This window comes from Chryseobacterium sp. UF-81 (assembly GCF_058245105.1).
On the sequence record NZ_JBSIBX010000005.1, the window covers coordinates 42,449 to 65,201 of the forward strand.

At 29.0% G+C, this 22,753-nt stretch carries 17 protein-coding genes, 7 tRNA genes and 1 other RNA gene; 1 reads left to right on the forward strand and 24 read right to left on the reverse strand.

The window, feature by feature from the left end; translation table 11 throughout:
- Positions 1 to 71: 71 nt before the first annotated feature.
- The 12 genes from AC4IFE_RS08955 to rpsU form a co-directional block, all read right to left on the reverse strand.
- Complete coding sequence (locus AC4IFE_RS08955) at positions 72 to 1,442, reverse strand: ATP-binding protein (protein WP_490756479.1); 1,371 nt, start codon at positions 1,440 to 1,442, stop codon at positions 72 to 74.
- The gene (locus tag AC4IFE_RS08960) at positions 1,443 to 2,123 is read right to left on the reverse strand and encodes a response regulator transcription factor (protein ID WP_111955376.1); all 681 of its coding nucleotides are present in this window, start codon (positions 2,121 to 2,123) and stop codon (positions 1,443 to 1,445) included.
- A gap of 224 nt (positions 2,124 to 2,347) precedes the next feature.
- Positions 2,348 to 2,419, reverse strand: a tRNA-Thr gene (locus tag AC4IFE_RS08965).
- 42 nt (positions 2,420 to 2,461) lie between these two features.
- Positions 2,462 to 2,534, reverse strand: a tRNA-Gly gene (locus AC4IFE_RS08970).
- An 85-nt stretch (positions 2,535 to 2,619) separates the two neighbouring features.
- Positions 2,620 to 2,700, reverse strand: a tRNA-Tyr gene (locus AC4IFE_RS08975).
- Positions 2,701 to 2,718: 18 nt separating this feature from the next.
- A tRNA-Thr gene (locus AC4IFE_RS08980) sits at positions 2,719 to 2,792 on the reverse strand.
- 97 nt (positions 2,793 to 2,889) lie between these two features.
- Positions 2,890 to 2,962: transfer RNA gene (locus tag AC4IFE_RS08985), tRNA-Gly, on the reverse strand.
- An 85-nt stretch (positions 2,963 to 3,047) separates the two neighbouring features.
- Positions 3,048 to 3,128 (reverse strand) — tRNA-Tyr (locus tag AC4IFE_RS08990).
- Positions 3,129 to 3,146: 18 nt separating this feature from the next.
- Positions 3,147 to 3,220: transfer RNA gene (locus tag AC4IFE_RS08995), tRNA-Thr, on the reverse strand.
- Between the two features lie 107 nt (positions 3,221 to 3,327).
- Positions 3,328 to 3,618, reverse strand: coding sequence for an HPF/RaiA family ribosome-associated protein (locus tag AC4IFE_RS09000; protein ID WP_073329672.1), 291 nt, complete (start codon positions 3,616 to 3,618; stop codon positions 3,328 to 3,330).
- Positions 3,615 to 4,502: a tyrosine-type recombinase/integrase gene (locus tag AC4IFE_RS09005; RefSeq protein WP_490756482.1), complete on the reverse strand. Its 888-nt coding sequence runs from the start codon at positions 4,500 to 4,502 to the stop codon at positions 3,615 to 3,617. The genes AC4IFE_RS09000 and AC4IFE_RS09005 overlap by 4 nt, the downstream gene beginning before the upstream one ends.
- Positions 4,503 to 4,583: 81 nt before the next feature.
- Positions 4,584 to 4,781 carry a 30S ribosomal protein S21 gene (gene rpsU, locus AC4IFE_RS09010; protein WP_034702010.1) on the reverse strand — a complete coding sequence of 66 codons (198 nt, stop codon included), beginning with the start codon at positions 4,779 to 4,781 and terminating at the stop codon, positions 4,584 to 4,586.
- A gap of 272 nt (positions 4,782 to 5,053) precedes the next feature.
- On the opposite strand from rpsU, the gene ssrA reads away from it, so the two are divergent.
- Positions 5,054 to 5,452: a transfer-messenger RNA gene (gene ssrA, locus AC4IFE_RS09015) on the forward strand.
- Positions 5,453 to 5,563: 111 nt separating this feature from the next.
- Here the strand turns inward: ssrA and AC4IFE_RS09020 are convergent.
- From AC4IFE_RS09020 to AC4IFE_RS09075, 12 genes are all read right to left on the reverse strand, one after another.
- A complete protein-coding gene (locus AC4IFE_RS09020) occupies positions 5,564 to 11,137 on the reverse strand; it encodes a TOTE conflict system archaeo-eukaryotic primase domain-containing protein (protein WP_490756484.1) in 5,574 nt (1,857 codons plus the stop codon).
- Between the two features lie 82 nt (positions 11,138 to 11,219).
- Positions 11,220 to 12,293: an SMEK domain-containing protein gene (locus tag AC4IFE_RS09025; protein ID WP_490756485.1), complete on the reverse strand. Its 1,074-nt coding sequence runs from the start codon at positions 12,291 to 12,293 to the stop codon at positions 11,220 to 11,222.
- Between the two features lie 27 nt (positions 12,294 to 12,320).
- Positions 12,321 to 14,270, reverse strand: a complete 1,950-nt coding sequence (locus AC4IFE_RS09030; RefSeq protein ID WP_490756487.1) for a hypothetical protein — start codon at positions 14,268 to 14,270, stop codon at positions 12,321 to 12,323.
- Positions 14,271 to 14,275: 5 nt separating this feature from the next.
- The gene (locus AC4IFE_RS09035; RefSeq protein ID WP_490756488.1) at positions 14,276 to 14,866 is read right to left on the reverse strand and encodes a hypothetical protein; all 591 of its coding nucleotides are present in this window, start codon (positions 14,864 to 14,866) and stop codon (positions 14,276 to 14,278) included.
- On the reverse strand, positions 14,859 to 16,424 hold the full coding sequence (locus AC4IFE_RS09040) for a VPA1262 family N-terminal domain-containing protein (RefSeq protein ID WP_490756489.1): 1,566 nt from the start codon (positions 16,422 to 16,424) through the stop codon (positions 14,859 to 14,861). Before AC4IFE_RS09040 ends, AC4IFE_RS09035 begins: the two co-directional genes overlap by 8 nt.
- Positions 16,425 to 16,534: 110 nt before the next feature.
- A complete protein-coding gene (locus tag AC4IFE_RS09045; protein WP_490756490.1) occupies positions 16,535 to 17,266 on the reverse strand; it encodes a hypothetical protein in 732 nt (243 codons plus the stop codon).
- A gap of 779 nt (positions 17,267 to 18,045) precedes the next feature.
- Complete coding sequence (locus AC4IFE_RS09050) at positions 18,046 to 18,201, reverse strand: hypothetical protein (RefSeq protein ID WP_164463065.1); 156 nt, start codon at positions 18,199 to 18,201, stop codon at positions 18,046 to 18,048.
- Positions 18,202 to 18,325: 124 nt separating this feature from the next.
- Complete coding sequence (locus AC4IFE_RS09055) at positions 18,326 to 19,654, reverse strand: DUF3987 domain-containing protein (RefSeq protein WP_490756492.1); 1,329 nt, start codon at positions 19,652 to 19,654, stop codon at positions 18,326 to 18,328.
- A 2-nt stretch (positions 19,655 to 19,656) separates the two neighbouring features.
- A complete protein-coding gene (locus AC4IFE_RS09060; RefSeq protein ID WP_490756494.1) occupies positions 19,657 to 19,941 on the reverse strand; it encodes a helix-turn-helix domain-containing protein in 285 nt (94 codons plus the stop codon).
- A gap of 76 nt (positions 19,942 to 20,017) precedes the next feature.
- Positions 20,018 to 20,560, reverse strand: coding sequence for a hypothetical protein (locus AC4IFE_RS09065; RefSeq protein WP_490756495.1), 543 nt, complete (start codon positions 20,558 to 20,560; stop codon positions 20,018 to 20,020).
- 10 nt (positions 20,561 to 20,570) lie between these two features.
- Positions 20,571 to 21,887, reverse strand: coding sequence for a site-specific integrase (locus tag AC4IFE_RS09070; protein WP_490756496.1), 1,317 nt, complete (start codon positions 21,885 to 21,887; stop codon positions 20,571 to 20,573).
- A gap of 401 nt (positions 21,888 to 22,288) precedes the next feature.
- The gene (locus AC4IFE_RS09075; protein WP_048502705.1) at positions 22,289 to 22,480 is read right to left on the reverse strand and encodes a cold-shock protein; all 192 of its coding nucleotides are present in this window, start codon (positions 22,478 to 22,480) and stop codon (positions 22,289 to 22,291) included.
- Positions 22,481 to 22,753 lie beyond the last annotated feature (273 nt).

Genomic DNA, 22,753 nt, shown 5'->3' on the forward strand with positions numbered 1-22,753 from the left:
TAAAGAGTATAAAGGTCGGGAATAAGAACAGGTATGTATTTTTACAAACTACAGATTATAAAAAAGTACGGCTAAAGCTGTTTATTAAAGATGATGCTGAATTTATTAGTACTGTCAGCCGGAGAAGAATATTTGATCTTTGCGTTGTGATATTCCAGGATCCGTTTAACAATTCGAAGGCCAAGACCTGAACCGGAAATATTTTGAGAGTTGTTTCCTCTCATAAAAGCTTCAAATAGTTTTGTCTGCTCTTCTTCAGGAATGGTATCTCCATGAGAAATGACATCAACCGTAAGCTGATCATTGGTTTCCGTTATCAAAACATCCACTTCAGCATTATCAGAATATACGGCTGCATTTTTAAAGAGATTGATAAAGACAATCACTAACAGAGATTGAATTCCACTGATGGTAAGCAGTCCATTTTCCGAAGTGTCTTCAGAGATCAGGAAATCCAGTTTCAACGCAGGATAGCTTTTTTCTACAGCTTCAAAGGCTTCAAAAATAACTTCATCAATCCTTACTTCTTCATAAATACTCTGGATATTCTCTTTGTCGAATTTTGTAAGCAGCAAAAGGGAATTGGTAAGATCTGACAACTGATACACATCCCTCTGGATCTGTTTCAAAGAAATAAGGGTTTCGGGAGAATGTTCTTCAAATGTGATCAGGTTTTCCAACTGAAATGCCATTCTTGTAATGGGCGTCCTGATCTCATGGGATGCACTGGCTGTAAAATCTTTCTGCGACTGAAAGACATCATCCAGTCTTGCAATCATAGTATTAAAGGATTTCGCCAGAACGTTGATCTCGTCATCAGACTCCTGAACAGGAATTTGTGTGGTTAGTTTATGGGCGGTAACCTCTGAAATCTCTTTATTCAAATCTTCTAACGGCCGCAGGAACTGGCCCATAAAATAATAACTGAAAAAGCCTATCAGAAGGGTACTCATCACATAGGCCGTAATCAGAAGGTATTTCAGATATTCAAGCTTGGATTTTCCGTTGGAATCAAAAGCACTGGTAAGGATATAATAATTTTTACCATTAATGTTCCGGAGTGCCGCATAAATCTCAGGGACTGTTTTTTCGGTGTATATAATCTTCTTTTCGTCCAGATCTTTGAGAAGATTACTGTCCCAGGTAACATTCCGGTCTTTAATCGTGCTATAGATCAACTCTTTATCACTATTGAAGATTAAGATCGTTTCATTAAGGAGGATATTATCTGAATTTTCATTAAAAAAGATAGGAGCCTCCTCTTCAAAATTTCTGGATTTTGAAATGAAGTGCGAAGTAAATTCGAGACGCTGCCTGAATCTTTCTTTGAATTCATCTCTCCTAAAATCATTAAAAGAAAGGTAGATCACCGCCATTACCATTGCAAAAAGCAGGGAAAAGGCGATACTGATCGTTAATGCTATCTTTCTTTTTAAAGACATTTATAATGGACTTAGGTAATATCCGAAACCGGAACGGGTGTGGATAAGTTTAAGTTTAAAATCTTTGTCTATCTTTTTTCTCAAAAAATTGATGTAGACTTCTACCGTATTGGTATTCGTATTGAAATTATGTTCCCAGACATGCTCTGTTATCTGCTGCTTGGAAACAGTTCTTCCCTGTGCTTCGGCAAGATAAACCAGAAGCTGAAATTCTTTCAGGGTAAGGGCGATCTCGTTACCCGCTCTATAGACTTTCTGTTCGGTTTTATTGATGATAAGGTCATCCACTCTTATGATATCCTGATCTGCAGCATCAGACGGAGATTTTCTTCTCAACAGGGAATTGATCCTCAACAGCAGCTCTTCAAACTGGAAAGGTTTTACCAGATAATCATCTGCCAGTCTGGTAAACGCATCTTTTTTATCGGAAATATCTCCGTAAGCTGAAATGATGATGATGGGTGTATTTTTATCGAAAGAACGGATAGTCTGGCAAACATCCAGCCCGTTTATCTTGGGAACATTGATATCGAGCAGATACAGGTCATAGGTGTTGTTCTTGATCTGACGGAGAAAGGTTTCACCATCATAGATCTTATCACAGGTAAAGCTGTTTGATTCAAGAAACCTACAAAGTTCTGCTGAAAGAATGAGGTCGTCTTCCAATAAAAGAATATTCATTAAAATCTTATTTTATACGAATTTAACGAAATTTTTATGTTCCTGTATTATCTATTGAATGCTGACAGACAGATTTAATTAAATTTTAAGGTAAATTTTCGCAAAAAAAGAAACAATATAGGATCATTTTATTGCTAAAAAGTTCTGGAAAATATACCATAAACTCATCTTAAAAACTGGATTTTGGGCAAAAAAAATCCCGAAAGAGATTCGGGAAAATAGAGAGCCAACTACGGGACTTGAACCCGTGACCTCTTCCTTACCAAGGAAGCACTCTACCGCTGAGCTAAGTCGGCATTGAAGCAAAAAAATCATACTAACCAGCATGATTTTCTTTGAGCGGAAGACGGGGGTCGAACCCGCGACATTCAGCTTGGAAGGCTGACGCTCTACCAACTGAGCTACTTCCGCAATTTTGTTTCCAAAACTATTGGTAACGCTGTGCAAATCTAGGAAAATCCTTTTAAATCTGCAAGAATTTTTATTAATATAAATGTGGGGAGAGCAGGATTCGAACCTACGAAGCCGAAGCAACTGAGTTACAGTCAGTCCCATTTAGCCACTCTGGAATCTCCCCTCATGTTTATATTAAAAGAGCCTCCAGAGGGATTCGAACCCACGACCCCGAGATTACAAATCACGTGCTCTGGCCAACTGAGCTATGGAGGCAATTTTAAAATGTAAACTGAATGCTTTAGAGAAAATCTACTCTACGCTTTTCAGCAGTTAAAAAAAAATCACCCTCTTTCAGAGTGATATTATTCTGAGCGGAAGACGGGGGTCGAACCCGCGACATTCAGCTTGGAAGGCTGACGCTCTACCAACTGAGCTACTTCCGCAATTTTGTTTCCAAAACTATTGGTAACGCTGTGCAAATCTAGGAAAATCCTTTTAAATCTGCAAGAATTTTTATTAATATAAATGTGGGGAGAGCAGGATTCGAACCTACGAAGCCGAAGCAACTGAGTTACAGTCAGTCCCATTTAGCCACTCTGGAATCTCCCCTCATGTTTATATTAAAAGAGCCTCCAGAGGGATTCGAACCCACGACCCCGAGATTACAAATCACGTGCTCTGGCCAACTGAGCTATGGAGGCAATATAAAAAAGAATTCAAAAGATCGCTGTTCCTTTTTGCGAGTGCAAATATAGAACGGATTTTTTGAATTCTCAAACTTTTCTATAACTTTTTTAAACTTTTTTTACTACGCCATTTCTTTTTTCTTGATTAATAGCTTTTTAGCAGTATCAACACATAGGTCCAAGCTTTCTTCAAAAGTTTCAGACGTCTTTTTTACAACGATATCATCGCCTGGAACAGCCAAAATAAGTTCCGCAGTTTTGTTACTTCTATCGGAGGTATTTTCAACTTTTAAGAACACCTTACACTCATGAATCTTATCGTAAAATGTTTCTAATTTGCTTACTTTTTTGTCAATGTGTGATTCTAATGGTTCGTGTGGAGTTAAACCAATTGATTGAACTGTGATCTTCATAATTCTTCTTTTTTAGATGCCCGAGGGTGGGCCTGATTAAACACTTTTTTCAATTGTTCAATATTGGCATTCGTATAGACCTGAGTACTTGCAAGACTGGAATGCCCTAATATTTTTTTTACTTTGGAGATCTCCGCCCCATTATCCAAAACGTGTGTAGCAAAGCTATGCCGAAGGATGTGAGGACTTCTTTTTTCTTTCGTTGTTACAAGACTAAGGTACTTATTAACTACCACATAAACAAATTTTTCATTGAGTTTTTTACCCTTTTTATTAATGAAAAAATAGGTTTTATATTCGTTGTGAGGTTTCCTTATTTCCAAATAACTTTTAAGCAGATCAGAGAGGCCTTTGGAAATAGGGATAAAACGTTCTTTATTTCCTTTTCCTATCACCTTAAGCTCATTTTCTTCTGTATTGACATGTTCAAACATCAGGCCACAAAGTTCAGCTTTACGCATTCCGGTCTGGTATAATACTTCTATAATACATTTTTCCAGGATATCGGGTTGATCAGTCAGAACACTGTCACTGAGCACCTGCATTTCCTCCTGCGAGATAGGAATCTGTTTTTCAGCATAAAACTTCAGGGAAGATATACTTTCCGTAGGGGAGACTTTAATCTCACCAAGCTTTAAAAGGAATAAATAAAAACTTCTGAGGGATGAAAGTTTTCTGTTGATGCTTCTTTTTGAAATATTGTTTTCACTTAATTCGACGATAAAATTCCTGATTACTTTTTTATCAGCTTTGGAAATATCTTCGGAAGCTTCTGTTTTGAGATAGAAATGGGAAAAGTCTTCAAGATCTTTTCTGTAACTTGTAATTGTGTGAGGTGAATACCTCTTTTCGAACTGTAAATATTCTAAATACTTATCTAACATTACATAAGGTATAAAAACAAAAATTCACTTCTCAAATATACGTATTTAAGAAGTGAATTTAGTATGTGGTTAAGAAAAATCTTAAGCCTGCTCTTCCTTGCTAAGTCCTCTTTGTTTGTAAGCGGCCTTTAGTCTAGCTTGTCTTAAAGTTACAGAAGGCTTAATAAACGCTTGTCTAGATCTCAATTGACGAACTGTACCCGTTTTATCAAATTTTCTTTTATATTTTTTTAAAGCTCTGTCGATGGATTCCCCATCTTTTACTGGAATTATTAACATATTTTACATCTCATTTTGGATTGCAAAACTAGACATTTTTTATTAAACTGCAAAATTTAACTCCACTTTCTTTAAAAAACACATTATAAGTTATCCACAATCAGATACAATAATGTGGACAAGTATACTATTTTTTAAATTTTGAGTCCCCTCTATTATCCGTTATATTACTAATAACAGCAATATAAATATACTGGAGTTATCTGAAAAGTATGTCATATTATGAACTATATGTAAACAAAAATTCATATCTTTGCAGTTACTTTATTCATGGGGTTGACTGGTTTCGACAGCAAGATCAATGGGTAAGTAAGCATGCAGAGAACCGTAGCGCGATCTCTTTAATCCCTTGCTACACAACTTTAACTGGCAACGAAGAGTTCGCTCTTGCAGCTTAATATCGAAGTATAGTAGATCAAGCGTTTTCCTGAAGATAGTAAGGAAGCAAGATATCTCACAAATGCTCTGTTCTGCGGCGTTTGATTCTGGGATATAGGAATGCAGGAATAAGGTTTCAGATGCTTCGGCTGAAACTCGAAAACTTCAGAAGATAAACTGGAAGTTGGGTGTCTGCCCTCTGCCTCCAGTCGAAAATCAATGGTAGAATAAGCATGTAGAAATCTTATGTATTGCTTGTTTGGACGAGGGTTCGAATCCCTCCAACTCCACATAAAACCCGTTATTAACTAATTAATAACGGGTTTTTATTTAATATTGTACTAAATCTGTACTAAATACCTTTTTTTAATATTAAAATATTGCTTTTCATAATATATCGTGGTTTACTTCAATTTTTTGTTTTTCCAATTTCGAATGTAATCTAGCAAAGGTTTTCCCTTTAATGGTAATAGAGTAAATAATTTTATATGCTTTGCCGGTAGCGAGCTAATTCTTAAAATTATATTATTTTCTTCTTCCAAATCACTTTTATAAAACTTGTTCAATACAAACAACCTAGATAGTAGATCAGTATCATTTATTAAGACTTCAAATATTTTTTTTTCATCTGTATTATATTCTAATTTCTTATAGATATATTCTTCTTTTAATAAAGAATTACCATGTTTTAAAAATGAAATATTTGAATTTATGTCTTTAAAGAACTTTAGAATGTTACATTCAAAATCAACAGTATTTAAAGCTGAAAAGAATACTATATTCTGGCAATGAGAAATATTATTATAAAAATTTTTACACGAATCCACATTACTAAATTTAAAATACCTTTCTTCTTGAGGAGACTTTCTATTACCCTCTTTACTTGTAAAATAAGAGTTCAAATCATCATTATTTTGATAATCATTCTTTAAATAGTATTCAAGAGCCTTGATTGTTTGATAACCTGTAAGAGATATATCTGTTACAAAAATTATGTTTTCTGGTATATCTTCCTCACAAAGTTCATTAAAATTGGACAACCAATCAAAAGTTCTACTTTCGAAATTACATTTATCAAGTAACCTTTTAAGACCATTTTCATCATCAAAAGGATTTTTAATAGGAACAATTATAGTTTTTCGTTCATCTTCTAAATATACACTTAAAGTTTCTTGAAAGAATTTGATATGATCTTCAGAAATATAATTATGACGATATAATACTTCTAATATTGCACCATATAAATAATCCAAATTTAAATTATTCTCATCCATATAGTGTTTCAATTGACTTCCTGCTATACTCTCTTCATTGAATAAAGACAACCAATTAGATATTCTATACAAGAATTCCGATGGACTTTTTAAATGACATGTAAACATCTTCTTTAACTCCTGAAAATTTGGATTTGTTTCAACAATTGAGACTATACTTTCCAAATTATTATTTTTAGGAAATAAACTAATAAATGCATCTACATTTAGTTGTTCTTTATTTTCAACAAAAACACTATTATATAACATTTTTCTTTTAGTAATTCTGTCATAGCATTTAGCTATCTCATTTTGAATAACATATAAATACAATATATTTTCTTCCCTGTAAAGATATTGCGAAGTTCCTTTAACCCTTAAAATATTAGAAATTTCCTCTAAACTTTCTTCTTGAAAAATATCATATTCATGATTATATAGATATATTTTTTCAATTTCTGATAATATATCATTTAAATATATTTTATAGGTAATTTCGCGTGAAATAGGATGTTCCTTATCTTCTATTCTTATATTGTTTTTAATAAATTTTGAAATCTCAATACAATTTTCTGATTTAGAGTCTAGAAATATTTTCTTTAAATAACTTTCTTTTACAATTTCTGGAAAATTAATATTATTATCCGGTACTTGCTCAGTAAAAATCTCTAAAGAGCTTATTATGGTTTGATATAGCTCAAAAAGATTATTGTCTTTAATTTTTAATTTTTCATTAATGGAAAACAATAAATCTAACTCTAAACTGTCATCTTTATAACAATCAAAATGAACTTTTAGATAGTTAATAATATCTTTTAGTCCATTATTAAATGTTGTGCATAATTCAAATATTGTAGTACTCCAAACTGACTGGTATTGAAATATTGTTAATTCATCAGTTATAATATTATCAACAAATCTTTGAATAAATCTAATTTTAGATTCATCATTCATTTCAAGTAAAGAAGATGTTGGATAGAATCTAGTATTCAACTCATTTAGTGTAAAGTTGAATTTTGAATTATCTTGCACCAAATTAATTGTATCTAGCCTAGAAATTATTTCTTCTAAAGTTTGCCAATAACTAGTAATATTTAGATCAGCTATCGATCCTGTAAGATCAATTATTCTTTTATAATCAGAATAAAATGGAATAGCTGGCAAATTTGATAAACTTTCATATGGTTTATAAAAAACTGGAAATGTATTATATTTTGAATTAAAATTTATATGAACGTCTATCACAGATCTTAAATTCTTAATAAACATGCAAAAGTTAGAACCAGCTAGCATCATATTCAGGTTTTCAGCTGGAATCGTATATTCAATTTCTTTTGCTCCTTCAAAAGAAGAATCAATATCTAAATAGTCATATTTTTTAATATCTATACTTTCGTAAACCTTTTTTACAAAAATTTTATTACCATTTTTCAATACAATTAGTCCGTTTAGTGCTATATTTCTCAAACTAATATCATTAGTACCCGGATATAATAACGCAGTCATATCTTTTATCCAGTCATAAAATAATGATTGATCATCGTCAATTTCTTCCAACACATCTTTCTTAAAATGAGTATAATCATTAATGCTATCTTTTTTAAAGAGCATCATAATAAGTAGATTTCTATACTGTTCTAAGAATTCATTTAAACAAAAATATTCACCTATTTTTGAACCTTTTTTATTTGAAAGTATAAGTGAATAACTATTGTTAGAAAAGTCTTCGTACCGTAAGTCGGATACTTTATCTACCCATAAAAATTGATGTTTTTTATCTTTATATTCCCCTTGTTGAACTGAAACCTCTAATAACAATTTCCAAGACGTAATAAGATTATTATTACTTTCTGCTTTTTCAAATAATGTTAAAAAAGATATTACTTGATAATATGTTTTTAAGGCATTTTCATTCTTGAGAAAATCGTGATCGTTTTTTTTCCATTCAGAAAATCTTAGAAATAAATACTCCGCAAAAACATTTAAAAAATCTGTTGTTTGCGTTTGTTCTAATATTATTTTATTTACTTCAGATAATAAAGCAATATCATTAAACGATTCCAATTTTTTAACCATCAAATCCCAATGTGAAAGATCTAACTTGAGGTCAGGTAGTGCTAAAGCGGAAAACATAATTTTTTCAGGATAATTTAATGTTATGATATTATTAGTTTTTAAGCATAAAACAGCAATTAATAATTTATCTGCTTCATTTAAATCTTTTCTATCATATACATTCTCTATTAATACTGTAATCTGCTCTGTATGTGAAGATAAATCATCTTTATATAATAAGATTGAATTTAAAAAATGACTTAGAGATAACCCTCTTAATTTATTTGCATTTTCTACTAATGACCAAAACTCATCGGGAAAATTAGAAATAAGATTATTATAAAATAAAAAATATAAGGCTCCTCTACCATTATCTGTAAATGGTATCTTCTTTGCAAGTTTCTTTTTTATGCTAATTAAACGTCTATCATTATCAAATTGGCTATAAAAAAATCTGAGATTATCTTTCAAGCCAAATTTAACATCATCTGTTAAAATTTCAAGTTTAGAGATAGCTTCTTGAATTTCTGTTTGGGATAGGACATTTTTATTCTTGTTCGCATTATTTATATCATATTTTATATCATCCTTAAATTTTTGATATTCTCCAGAATCTGCATAACTGCGAACATTTACTATTTTAGTTTTGCTATCATTATATTGTAATCCATTTATTGATAGCCACTCATGTATATTTTGAAAAAGTTTAGTGGCTCTGTCCTCATTTTCTACAAAAATGAAAATATCGTCAACAAAACGATAATAAAATTCTCTCCTTTGATCTAATATAAATGTATCTTCAACTAAGGTATCCAAACTACCTAAATATAATTCGGCTAAATACCTTGCAAATACAGGACCTTGAGGCAATCCAACTTTTGAATTTTCAGTTGTTTTAACTGAAAGATCAATTAGATAAGTTATTATATTTCTATATTTAAAAATATCTTCGTTAGGTAACTCTTTTAATTTATTTTTAATAGACAGAGGTGCTTCTTCAAACAATTTTATTTTTAATCTTTGAAGATCAATTTTATCATAGAAACTCTTTATATCTAACTTTATTAAATAATAATTTGAATATTCAACATTAAACAAGATACTTTCTATTTTTCTAGTATATTTTGCCCAATTAATAAACCAATTAGTGAAAATATTATTTTTATAAAAGCTACTAGAAAATTCATATCCATAAGAATTACCCGAAATTTCACTATAATACAAGGTGTTTAAAACAAAAGTAAAGTATATTGAAATTATATTATTTAGTGGATCTATATTAAATAATTTACGAATTTTGGAATTTTCTTTTCTTTCAAACTCATATTTATCAGTTGCAACAATGTAAGTTCCTTTATATATTTCTTCGATATTTTTCCTTACAATTTCAAAATCAATTGTATTAATTGTTTCCAATTGAGGAAACAAAGGCACTTCATCATTTTTTAATGAATATTGATATAGTGACTTTCTAATTTTATCAAAAAGATTAAAATCAATATTTTCAATTCGATAATCAGAGATTTTTTCTAATGAAACACCTGCAATTAATTCAACTGGGGATACCATTTTGCATTGAAAGCAGGAAGAGCATCTACCTAGGCTTTTACAGGTTATAGGTTTTAGATATTTAAGCGTTTCAATCTTTTTTAGAGTAATTTCTTTATTAAAATCTCTAACTCTAGAGAAAATTTCTAGAAGTAATTCTTGACCAAAATTAATATTTTCTTGAGTCCGTAATTGCCCTAGTAAGCCAACTAAAATACTTCTCTCTTTATTATTTAAACCTTTTTCAAAATCATTAAAAATCAATTTTAAATGTTCACACTGACTTAAAGAACTTATTATGTCTTCTAAAGACAAATTGTTTGCAACATTAGAAGTTTTTCTTACTCTATAGTATGAGTTTTTTGACAAATTATCTGACTTTGTAAAATCACTTAAAACCGATTCAATAATTTCAATTGATGCGGGCTGAGCTTGAGATAATATCTCGAATTGTTTCTGTAAAAATTTTTCATTTGGAATACTTAACCAATTATCAGCATCAAAATCAAACTCTTCATTTATATTTACAAAAAAAGACAATTTATTACTACCTTTATTTTGAGAAAGAGGGAGTTTTATTCCTGAACCTACACCTTTTGAATATTTATTAACAAAAGGAACTTTTGGAAATTTATCTACAGCTATATCATTAGCAAATTTATCTTTAACATTAAAATAAATGTAATTTATTAAGTTATAGCCGTCACTTTTAGTAACAAGTCTTTCAAAAAAAATCCAAATGTGAAATCCTCTTCTACCTGAAAACTCAACCAAATGAGGTATATTTTTCTCATTTAAAAATTCTACAACTATTTCGGCCGCAGTTTTGACATCTTTTAAATTACTTGGATTAATTTTATTTTCGTCTATCTCCTTTTTAGAAATGTCCAAATCAATACAAATCCATTTTATAAATGCAGTATCAACTATATGCAACTCTTGATAAGTTAATAAACTTTTTTGGTTTCTTAACATATCTTCTATTGTTACCGGTGTTATACGTTCTTTAATTAATTTATAACTACCATTCTCTTGTTGTCTTCCATATTTCAGATCATCTACATAAAATATACTGAATAACTTGTCCGATAGAATCCTATATAGATTATCATTATTATCCATTTTTTAAAATTTGCTATTATTATTCAAAGATAGGACTTGCGAAGATAGTGTTGACATTATAAAGAACTTTTAAATCAATCTTCTATAAATTAATATCTTGTTTATGTAATTCAAAATAATAAGTTTTTCTATAATCACTATCATTTTTGTAGTAACCTCGTATAAAAGGTATTTGTTCTCTGTAAGCCTTTCCGTTTTGAAAATCAACAAAAATAATTGGGTCCTCTTCGGTTAAATCTATTTCAATAATGTTTTCAAGAGGAATTCTTTCTATTACATCAGTTCTGATAATTTTTAAATCATTAGAAATCGAACCTTCTTCTCTATCTCCAAGATAATTCCACTCTCCCATTTTATTCACAACAATTTTATCGTAATATTGAATTTGAACTTCTAAGAAATTTTCATTGAGATCGAAACTAAATACCTTATACCAATCCGCTCTTTGCTTAGTTCTAGGATCATCAAAGAAAGGATAAGCCTGATCCGTTATAGATCTGATGATTATCTTTTCATATTTAAATTTGTACGAGGGATCATAATAATAGAATATTGCATCTGAAATATCATTCGATGTATGAATTAAAAATTTTACAATATTCTTTCGAATAATTTGTTTCTTTTTAAAAATTGTTACATCATCTATTTTCCTTTTAGGAACAAACCTATCATCTTTTAAGATATTTCTAATTTTCTCTAACTTACCTATTGGAGTAAAAGAAAGCTTTGATATAATCTTAGAAAAATCTAAAATATGTTCATCTGGAATAAAAAGAAAACCTTCTTTAACTTTCAAATCTTTATATGATAGCTGCTTTTTACCTAAAATAAATATAATCAATGTTTCAAAATCTGAATCTAATCCATCTTCAAAAAATTTATCTAATGTTTCTTGGACTTTACTTTTTCTAGAATTAGCAGTTACTTGTATAGCAATAGAATTGATTGAGTCTTGTAAATCAATAGCTTTAAAATTCCGTTTATATTCATTTGAATTACTAAGTTGTAAATCAAATAAGATATTTAATATTTCTTGTATATGATACTCAGAAATTATATTTATATCTTGTAAATTTGATTGAGAAAGCATTTCAATTTTATTCTTTAAAATCCCAAACTCCTCTATTATTTCTTTTAAGTAAAACTCTCTTTTCAATATATTATAATTTAATAAAAAAATTACTTAAAGAATTACATTTAATTGTTTAACTATATATTCTATCTTTTGAACTTTTTCCTTCATATTTTTATTATTTAGTTTCCTTTTTTCGAAAATGAATTCTATTTTTAATTTATCCTCTAAAAGCTTTTTTGATTGATTTGAGATCAAATCTTTATTACTAACCAATATTGATAATAATGAAAATAAATCATCATAATTTACAATTAATTCTTGTTCCGCATATTCTTTAAGTTCTGGCATTACCTGAGAACTAACAAGTAACATTAAATGTAATGGCTGCTGATAGTACTCAGAATTATCAACCTGTGAATACTTATTTTGGAGTAATAATATATCTAAAAACTCCTTGAAAAAATTTTCAGGTACGACATCTTTAAAGCTTTCCTTATATTCAAAAAGGAATGCAATTCCACAATAAATAAAAGTCTCCTTCATAATAGAATTAAAATCAATTCCTTTTGGGTTCCATCCTTGATGGGTTATTTTAAACTGTCTTATTATGCTTTGCGACCTTAATACTGGATTATTATCTAAACTAACTAAAAAGCCTATTCCTTTCATCGACTTTAAATAAATTTCTGAATAAGATTTATCCCAAAAGAATTTATCTGAATTTACAAAACTTAAAATACTTTTAAGCAAGTTAGAACCAAACAAATTTGACTCATTATCTTTAATTAAATCCACATAAAAATTGAATTTTTGTAGATTAAGAGAATCTTGATCAAAATCTTCTTTATGCTTAAAATGTAATTTATATGTATTTGTTAGTAATTCTAATTCTTCATTATACAATTTGCCCAACTGACTATCATTAACATTTGGTTTATAGCTAAAAATCCAATCTTGAATCTCGGAGCTTTTAGTTTGATCTACTAAAGTTTTTATAAATTCTTCATAGTATTTAGGTCTTTCTAATAGCCATTCTTTATAACACTTTTGACCTTGTACAAAAAGAAATTCATTTGTTGGTGTAATTCTATCTATATTTTCATAAAATGCTAATTGTTCTGTAAGTTTGCGGGATTTTTCAAAAAAATTTCTTGCAAAAATTAAAAGGAGAATATTTAAATCTGATCCTATATTAACTTTTTTAGATTTTAGAATATGTAATAATTCTAAATATTTTTTCGGATCAAAAGGATGTAAAGTTTGAAAGATACAATCTTGAATCATTGTTAATTGTAAGTTATCCCAAAGCTTAATCCATAATGAAATGTTTTTTTTAAAAAGTAATTGTGATTTGAAACTATATTCTCGATTAAGACTAATATAATCTGAATTTCTCGTTGTTGTATATATATGTTCCCAAGTCTTATCATATATGTTATCAGCTATGATATGTTGTCTATCTAAAAGTGTTTTATCGAAAGTTCTTATAATATTCCAAATATTTTCAGAGTTTACTTTCACATCTGTCCATTGCTCTTCATTTTTAATCCAATCTTTCGAAACATTTTCTATTAAATAATTTCTAAAACTAAATAACATTTCGGTTTTTTCAATTACATCTAATAATATTTTAACCGAATTAAATCGTGAATCTTTAACTACAGCTAAAGCCAACCTTTTCTCTAACCAAGTATGAATATAATTTTGTATTATATATTTCTCATCATTAAAACCATCCTTATCAAAAATTCTACAAACAAACTTATTAAATACGCTTTGAAATAAATTCTTTTCTGAATTTGATTCATAATATTGTTTATAAAAAAAATTTTGAGATAATATTTTATTTAAAGAAGTTTCAATTTGAGAAAAATTGATGTTAGAAAACTCTTTCTTATTATCATCAGATGTTAGTAAAAATTCTATATTTATCTTAATAAATGGCTCTATAAGATCATGTAAACATAATTCTCGATCTAAAGATTCCACAAATTCATACTCAATATATTTTTGTTCTAGAGTATAAAAATCATATTTATAAAAGATTTCTTTATCCATAATTATTAGTGTAGAAATGTTAATGGAATCTGATGTCTCATAGAAAGATTCCAATACTGTTTAAATATTGATATAATAAATTTTTTTGTATTATCATTTTCGACTCTAAATATTCCTGTTGATTGTTCAGACTTAATATGATAACCTACTGAGCTTCCTACTAAGTATACTTCAGAATCATCAATTATTAAAAAGCGATCATGAAAATAACGATCTCCTTGGTTTGATATATCCCCTCTATTTATAACTCTTAACCCAAATCTGCAATCTTTAATTGGTGGAATTACAATTTTTAATGCATTTTTTACTTCAGTAAGATATGTCTCAGGACCATCTAATCCTTTCGATGTTAATATTTTAATCGTAATATCATTTTTTAGATTGATAAAAATATCTTGATCATTACCTGGAGACTTCACATTAAAATAAGGATCCCAAATAATAATCTCACTATTCGCATTATTAATCAAGTGTTGATATAATAAAGGAGCATCCGAAGGGTAAGAACCTTTATGATAAAACCAATATTCATTTTGTCCACATTCGTGCATTCTTAAAGCAGAATTAACTGGATCTGTTGAAAAATCCTTACTCATTAGTCAGCTCATTTGCATAATCAACTATATTCTGAGAATATTCCTCTGAATGAAACCATTTTTCAATTTCTTTAATGATTAATGTTCCAGAAGCTTTGGGTATTTTTGCAATACAAGTTGCTCTATTTCCAATTTCATTAAAAGAGCTCCCAATAAACCAAATATATTTGTCAACAACAATAAATCTGTCATGCATAATACTTTCACCTCTAAGGGTGCGAACTACAATATCAGTGAATGGTTTGTCGTTGTAATTTTTAATTATTTCCGCTATTTTTTTAGCTTTTATTTTTGAGATAAACTGTTTACTATTTAGAATATTAATTTGTACATTAGAATTTTTAATATGAAAAGCATAATCAATAATATCCATTTCAGAAAAATAAGGATCACAAATATAACAACTATCTTTAGCGTTATTTAGGATTTCTCTAATTGAAAATTTTGCTTTTTCCTTTAGCTCATTTTTTTCAAGATCACTTTTGGCACCCGGGTAAAATATGAATTCTTTAGATTTTTCATCTCGTATATGTTGCCTTTTATTTTCTGCATCCTTAAAATAATATTCAGAATTCAATTTTTCGGAATTTCCGATAGAAAAAGGATTGACATCAGAAAATTTTTCTATTGTAAATTCCTCACTCCCTTTTTCTGTTTCGACTTTTACATGAAAATCACTATTTTTTATTAAAGTATTAAATTTAATACTTTTTAAAAATGTTGCTGGTTCATGCACAGCTATCAAATCATTATCTTGATTATAAACTCTTAACTCAAACAGATTAGGCTCATGCGGAAGCTCTATTAATCCAATTGTGTTTTCAATTTTAAAAGTTTTATCCAAAGCTATAGCGTCACCATGTTTGTCTATGATTCTAAAAATAATAGGTTCAAATAAACTTTTCCTTTGATATATTTTATAAAAAATCCCGACAGGATTCAAAGAAAGACTAATATCAATATCTGTAAAATAGGGGTTGGGTGCAGATAAATATATATTTCCTAAATGTTCTCTTTTTTGAACAATATCGAAACCTAACCAGTCAAGTGTTAAACTTTGTAAAGCCAACATCTCTTTTGAGATGTTTGATGATATAAATTGATTTTCAACTCTACGTTCAAAATCAATTTGACACCATACTAATATACCCGACTTCCTTTTGGGTAATATAGATACTAGGCCATCTCCATAAAAATTTGGAGATAGAATTAAAGGATATTTTCCTGTAGGCTCAGGAATAAAAGATGAGTTTGTAAAATATATTTTTTCATCATTGATTTTATAGTTTCCAAAAGGAGCATTAAAGATACTAATAGCATCGTCCACTGAATTTATTTCATCAATAACAATATAGAAATTATAATCTCCTAATTTAGATTTTTTAGCCCTAACAAAATTTTTTTTCCATTCATCATTTGGAATACTATATGGATATTCATCTTTATTTTGCAATTCAATAACAGAAAATAAATGAATCCAGTTCTTACTAATTAAATCTTGCGCCAAAAGAGAAGTCCTTATAGCTTTTGTATAATACTTTTTTAATTTTTCTATCATTTTTTACCAAAAATGAAATTTATAAAAAAAATATGATGTAAAGTATTTCAACTCATAAAATTAAATTTAATTATACAAAATTTCATATTGTTAGGACTAAAACTTCTAGTTTAATACTTATTCCATCTTACTGCCTGAGTAAACTTTTTATTATCATTATTATAAAATTCAAGAACATCATTATTCAAAACAAAATATTCTCCTTGACTCACATCTTCTTTGTAATTATATCTTATTCCATTTTTAGAATTTATTTTTTCAACTTCATTATCCATAAATTCTCCATCTTTAAAGGTAGTTCTAATAAATGTTTTTCCGTTATGCTCATAAATGGTATATAGAGAGAATGTATAATCTTTTTCGTTAAAAATTCCAATAATATCGCCCTCGACTTTTTGCGCTTTAAATAGCATTTGATTATCTTCTGTGTTAGTAGAGCCATTAATGGAAACCTCTAATTCAGGATCAAAATGGCTTGTTGCCCATGCTACAATACTATTCTCATTATCTTTTAAATTGTAGAAAATATAAAAACGTCTTTGTTTATCTTTACTATTGTAAAGTTCTTCAGCTAAAGTTGCCAATTGTCCTTCTGTGAGCTTTTGGTTAATTTCTACTTGGAGTTGATTTTTTTCAATGTTGGGATTACTTTCATCTTTGATAATTGTGTACTCAAAATTTTCAGGCAAATCTTCTTTTGTGTAGTTGCCGATAGTGGCACTTGAACCGCCTCCGAATATGAGTTTTACAAGGAAAAAAATTAAGGCAATAAAAATAAGGAGAATAAAAATTACTGCTTTGTTGGGCTTTGAATTGATCGGTTTGCTAACTGTTTTTTGCATTTGTAATTTATTTATATCCACAATATCCCGAATTGGATGTTAATATAAATAATCAGCGTGGGACATTTCCATCAGTTAGCAACGTCCGACCAAGAACGCAATACAAAGAATAGAAAGCCCACGCCTTAACGTGTGCATCCTGAATTCCCTTGTATTTGTTATTTTTAACTTGGTCGGTTTAGCTAACTAAAATAGGGACGCTAATATGTTGTTATTTTTTAGTTTTATTTCATATTGCAAATATATAGTAATTATGTCAAAGAGAATTATTTTTTAGTCCGCAGTAAAGATCTTTTGAACGTGTGCAGTATAATGCCACTGTCTAATACAATAGCTAGCTAGGATCTCAATAGAGTACCCTGCCTACTTGATTTTTTCATTTTAGATTTAATGCTTTAACGTGTGTATGCATTTGTGATATGTAAATGTTTACCTATCTTCAGGCATGTATGCTCTCTCATAAGGGAAGTGTATTAATATATGCTAACGTACAAATCTCTATGTTTTTATATATTGTCATGGCTGACACCTATGTCTTTAGAGTATTATATAGTCTTTGTTTGTCTTGCCACATATATTATTATGCCTTGTCTCGCATTGTTGTTAGCCACTATGCCTTAATGTCTATGTATGAATGTTAACACTACAATGAATGTTTCTCATGTAACAGTCGACAAGTTACTGTAAGCAAAAAATTAGGACCGTGCAGTACGTTGTGCACTGCCTATAATTTTTACTTTGCACGGATTTCAATTTTGTTATATTTTTTGTAATTGTTGTTATTTTTTTATTTTCTTTTGGAGCATCTGAACAAGGAAATTATCACTATCAATACAGAGGTTTCCTTTTAACATCCAGCCATTTGAAAAATGTTTATTGATTTCTGTTTCAAAGTCTTTTAAATTGGTGTCGCGGATTACTTTAATAGTTTTCATAATTTTATTTTTTTAATTAATTTGAATTTTTCGATGAATTAAATTTTTTTAGCACTTTGCATTTTCAGCACTTTTAACACTTTAAGTTTTCCAAAATGCACATAATGTTGAAAGTGCAAAGTGCTTATGTAGTTTTTACAATTTTTTTCTCATAAAAACCATGTTGAAGTCTTTTAAATAAAATTTCATCTTTTAAGAATTCTTTAGCTTGTCTTGTTCCAATATTATATGACATGCATAATTTAGTGGCATCTGCAGTAGCAAACTTATTATTTAAAGCTTCATAAAAATTTCTTTTATTCTCTGTCAAAGATTTCAAATAAGTTGTTGGGTTTTGGATGATTTGAAGAACTTTAAAAGAGCAATTAATATAATAATTACATAATTTTTTTGCCCCTTCAACTGCTTTCAATCCTATACTGTTACTCTTAGGATTTTCCATTATTTGTAGTATCAAAGCTAAACGTATAAAATGATTATCGTATTTTGACAATATTTCACCTTTTATACTATCGTGATGTTCATTTACTAAATCGCAATTGTTTTTATTCCATCCTAACCAAAAGTCTTTAGCTTCATCACTCCACTCCAATATTTTGGTATTTAATATCCCTTTGTTTTCAATAATATTTGAATTATCAATATAATCCGTAATAAATTGAGCGTAATCATTAAATAAATTTTCATCCATCTCATTATCGTTAATTGGTTGTTTATGAACATTATCAGGATAAGCAAATAAAAATCTTTGATAAAATCCATTATCCAATTTTTGTGAGGTAAATAATTTTCCCAACATTCTTGGTTGTACCCCACCAATAATAGATAAAAATGGAGTTTCTATAAATAGTGGGATTGGTTGACTAATTCTGTCAATTGTTGTAGGTTTATTACTCCATGTTGTAAGAAAATTACTTTGCTGATCGCTCTTAGAATAATTATTAATACCATCTAAAAAAGTTGGCAATTCATCACTAATTACAGTACAACCTCTAGGGTTTTCATTCAATCTTTTAAATAAGGCTTCAGGAGTGCAATTTGTAAGAATAAGCTTCTTTAGTATCGGTTCTTCTACCTTTGGAACATTTTTCTTTTCCGTTTTTGTAAGACTTTCATATTCATTAAATTTTTTACGTTGAGTTTCAAAAACTTTATGGTTAATGCTGTCTATACGCCTTAATGGATCAAAAATAGTACTTATTGGATGTGATTTATTGGCTCCTGCCTTTCCGACTATGCAACAGTAAAGTGATGCAAATTCAGACCATAAAGGTCGTACGTTAACTTTGACACTCGTTCCCATTACTGCTGAAGTAGCAACCAGAATTGCAGATGCAGTATAATCAATAGGATAATTTAATGATTTATCTAATTCAAGGGTTAATTCTTTAAAAGGTTGAGGAAAGACATCAATAGGAAAAAGATTATGGCCTGTGTTTTCATTATCTAACATAATCATTGTTTTAATTTTGTTAGACATTCCATAATTTCTGAACGTTTAAAGTATCTTTTATTATGAATTGAGTAACATGGAATTTTGCCACTCTTACCCCATCTCCAAAGTGTACTATGATTTATTTTTAAAAACTTACAAGTTTCCTCGTATGTCAATAATTCATCTTGATTTTGTAGATTAAGGCTTTTCTTAAAGTCCTCTAATTGAATTTTAATTCCCTCTTGCAGTAAATCCGATAACTCATTTGGAGTCGTTTGGATAAGTTGTAAAAAACCATTTTTCATAACTGAGTAATTTTTTCACAAAGCTATTATATGGCTATTTAAAGGTGTAGAACGACAGTGTTCTTTTTACGGAACGTTATCCGTATATAATTGATTTTAAGGTATTATAAAGCAAAATCTTTTCTTTAGTTTCACAATTTTTCAATGTTTTAATTTTCTCCAATTCATCTATAAGATAATTTTCACTAGAAAGCCATTTTATAAAATCTACAGTTCTGAAATTTTCAAATATTAAATTCTCCTTATACATCATTCTATAAATAAAACTATAATCAGCCAATAAATGTTCACTTACTTTATACTTTTCATGCAATAATTGAAAAAACTGATATGCTTCAGTATCTATAAAAATTTGCGGATAAGGGTTATCCAAGACAACTTCATCTGAAACATTTCCGCCTTCTTTTTTTATTTCTTCAATTTGCAACTCCAACTTCTCTATTCTTTCATTACGTAATTTATTCTCGGTAATCTTTAAGTCTATAATAGAAAGTGCTTCATCTTGTTTATCTGCTAAATTTTTCATCCTTTCGAACATTGGTGATAAATGTTTCATCATTGAGGATTCAGCTGTCCATTCTTTCAATCTTTCTGATGGTTCGTAGTTTTCTTCTGACATAATATAATTATTAATCCTTTTTAAGATAATTAAAAATTCCCATTGCAAAATCTTTATTGCTTTTCCCTATATACTCTAAGAAAATAGTTTCTGTACTATGTCCTGTCATATTCATAAGATAGTTTGTAGGAATATTAGTTCCGTAATAATTAGTTGCAAATGAACGCCTCCCTATATGGGAAGAAACTAACTCCCATTTTTCATAAATACCTTCTTTATTTCTATACTTACCACTATTAGGTTCAGTTTCTATTTTTTTATTTCTTTGAATTTTTTCTGTTAATCCCGCTTTTTTACAAACCTCTTTTAAATAATCATTGTATTTTTGGTCTGATAACGGCTTAGGAAATTGCCAACTTCTCTTATTTAGGATTTCTTCTACTTCTGGAAAAATGGCTATTGTCATTAATTTATTGGTTTTTTGTTGTCTAAACTCTAACAAATGATTACCCTCTTCTTTTCTTATCATATCGGTTGTGAATTTCATGAAATCCGAAACCCTTTGCCCTGTATGGCAGGAAATAAGTAACCAATCTCTGACATTATCCAGACTTTCATTTAATTCAACTTTTTTGATTTGTTCCAATTCTTTAACTGTTAAATAAAGAGGCTTATTTTCTTTTTTAACTTTTATCTTCACCTTATTTATATTTCTATCAATCTCGAGTCCTTTCTCATAAGCATATCTACAAAAAGTTGTGATAAATACCAAATCTCTTTGGATAGTTCCAATAGCATAGCTCTCTTTTTTACAGTACTCTATAAACTCATTTTTAAAGTTCTCGTTGATTTCAGAGATAAGGATTATCCTTTTTTTCTCTTTCTGAAACCTTTCGAGTTTGTGCTTGACAACCTTTAATTTTTTTACGGTTGATTCAGTAATCTCATTTTCTTTTTCCTCAATATAATAATCAACAAATTTTACAATTTCATTGGTTATCTCCGTATTTAGATTATCTCGATTATAGTAGTTATCAATTATATTCTCAAACCATTCTTTGGTAATGGATTCTTCTTTGATTTTACCAACCGCATCAATAACAAAGTTTTTAATATTGTTGAGTTCTGTTTTTATTTCCAAATCAAAATTATATAATTTAGCATCTCTGATACTTTTATGATTTGCTTTATATAATTTTCCGTTTTTCTCTTTTTTCTGTCTTAGGTAGTTTTCCCAATAATCTTTAGGTACTTCGACTTTAGTCCTACAATCAAATATCTTCTCATTATTTTCTTTCTCATCCTTTGAGAACTTCCCTAAAATAAGTCTTGATGTTAGAAACGAATTTGCTTTTTTGGAACGGTAGATAAAAATAACTCTTGCCATAGTTTATACTTATGATACAAAGTTATAAATTCGCATGAATGGTTGTACTAATTTTGTACTAAAAAATGCAATTAAATAAAAATACTTGCAATCAAAGACAAGATTAAGAAAAATAGAAATAAGCCAAAAACCCTTTATATAAGTATATTTTCACAATATAACTGTGTTTTTTGAGGATTATAGGATCGCAATACTAGTACTCCCTCCAACTCCACTGAAAACCGCCTAATATAGGCGGTTTTTTCTTTTTGAGTCGAATAAATAATTGAATTAGAACGGTAATGAATATTAAATGCTTTATATATAATTTAGCAGATGATAATAATTATTAAAAAAAAAGCAGATAACATAAATGCTATCTGCTGCTTTTTATTTAAAGAAGAGTTTAACCCTTTTTTAAATTATGCTACTCGCACGTTAACTGCGTTAACGCCTTTTTTTCCGTTTTCTAAATCGAATGTTACGACATCGTTTTCACGAATATCATTAATTAAACCTGATGTATGTACGAAAACATCCTGACCACCATTTGATGGTGTAATAAAACCAAATCCTTTAGCATCGTTAAAGAATTTTACTGTTCCTTGTTGCATTGTAATGTATTAAAAATTATTGTATTATTATTTGGCTTTTGCCATTACTGCATTGATACTTATCAAAACAATAATAAATCGATTTGTGAACAAAAAATGGATGTTGATATTTTTAGAAGCCTGAAAATTCAAGTTTAAAAAAGGTACTTCACCTGTTATATTGATGACAAAAATTAGCGGCTGTAAAAGCGAAGACTGAGAAGAAAGAGTAAACTCAAAAGTTTCAGAAGAAGCGTCGGCAGGAGCCTGATTATTTTACAAATGTACACATAA

What these genes read in the sequence shown, in the direction of transcription:
- AC4IFE_RS08955 (WP_490756479.1), bottom strand. Translation starts at nt 1,442, where the DNA reads ATGTCTTTAAAAAGAAAGATAGCATTAACGATCAGTATCGCCTTTTCC.
- AC4IFE_RS08960 (WP_111955376.1), bottom strand. Translation starts at nt 2,123, where the DNA reads ATGAATATTCTTTTATTGGAAGACGACCTCATTCTTTCAGCAGAACTT.
- AC4IFE_RS09000 (WP_073329672.1), bottom strand. Translation starts at nt 3,618, where the DNA reads ATGAAGATCACAGTTCAATCAATTGGTTTAACTCCACACGAACCATTA.
- AC4IFE_RS09005 (WP_490756482.1), bottom strand. Translation starts at nt 4,502, where the DNA reads ATGTTAGATAAGTATTTAGAATATTTACAGTTCGAAAAGAGGTATTCA.
- rpsU (WP_034702010.1), bottom strand. Translation starts at nt 4,781, where the DNA reads ATGTTAATAATTCCAGTAAAAGATGGGGAATCCATCGACAGAGCTTTA.
- AC4IFE_RS09020 (WP_490756484.1), bottom strand. Translation starts at nt 11,137, where the DNA reads ATGGATAATAATGATAATCTATATAGGATTCTATCGGACAAGTTATTC.
- AC4IFE_RS09030 (WP_490756487.1), bottom strand. Translation starts at nt 14,270, where the DNA reads ATGGATAAAGAAATCTTTTATAAATATGATTTTTATACTCTAGAACAA.
- AC4IFE_RS09035 (WP_490756488.1), bottom strand. Translation starts at nt 14,866, where the DNA reads ATGAGTAAGGATTTTTCAACAGATCCAGTTAATTCTGCTTTAAGAATG.
- AC4IFE_RS09040 (WP_490756489.1), bottom strand. Translation starts at nt 16,424, where the DNA reads ATGATAGAAAAATTAAAAAAGTATTATACAAAAGCTATAAGGACTTCT.
- AC4IFE_RS09045 (WP_490756490.1), bottom strand. Translation starts at nt 17,266, where the DNA reads ATGCAAAAAACAGTTAGCAAACCGATCAATTCAAAGCCCAACAAAGCA.
- AC4IFE_RS09050 (WP_164463065.1), bottom strand. Translation starts at nt 18,201, where the DNA reads ATGAAAACTATTAAAGTAATCCGCGACACCAATTTAAAAGACTTTGAA.
- AC4IFE_RS09055 (WP_490756492.1), bottom strand. Translation starts at nt 19,654, where the DNA reads ATGTTAGATAATGAAAACACAGGCCATAATCTTTTTCCTATTGATGTC.
- AC4IFE_RS09060 (WP_490756494.1), bottom strand. Translation starts at nt 19,941, where the DNA reads ATGAAAAATGGTTTTTTACAACTTATCCAAACGACTCCAAATGAGTTA.
- AC4IFE_RS09065 (WP_490756495.1), bottom strand. Translation starts at nt 20,560, where the DNA reads ATGTCAGAAGAAAACTACGAACCATCAGAAAGATTGAAAGAATGGACA.
- AC4IFE_RS09070 (WP_490756496.1), bottom strand. Translation starts at nt 21,887, where the DNA reads ATGGCAAGAGTTATTTTTATCTACCGTTCCAAAAAAGCAAATTCGTTT.
- AC4IFE_RS09075 (WP_048502705.1), bottom strand. Translation starts at nt 22,480, where the DNA reads ATGCAACAAGGAACAGTAAAATTCTTTAACGATGCTAAAGGATTTGGT.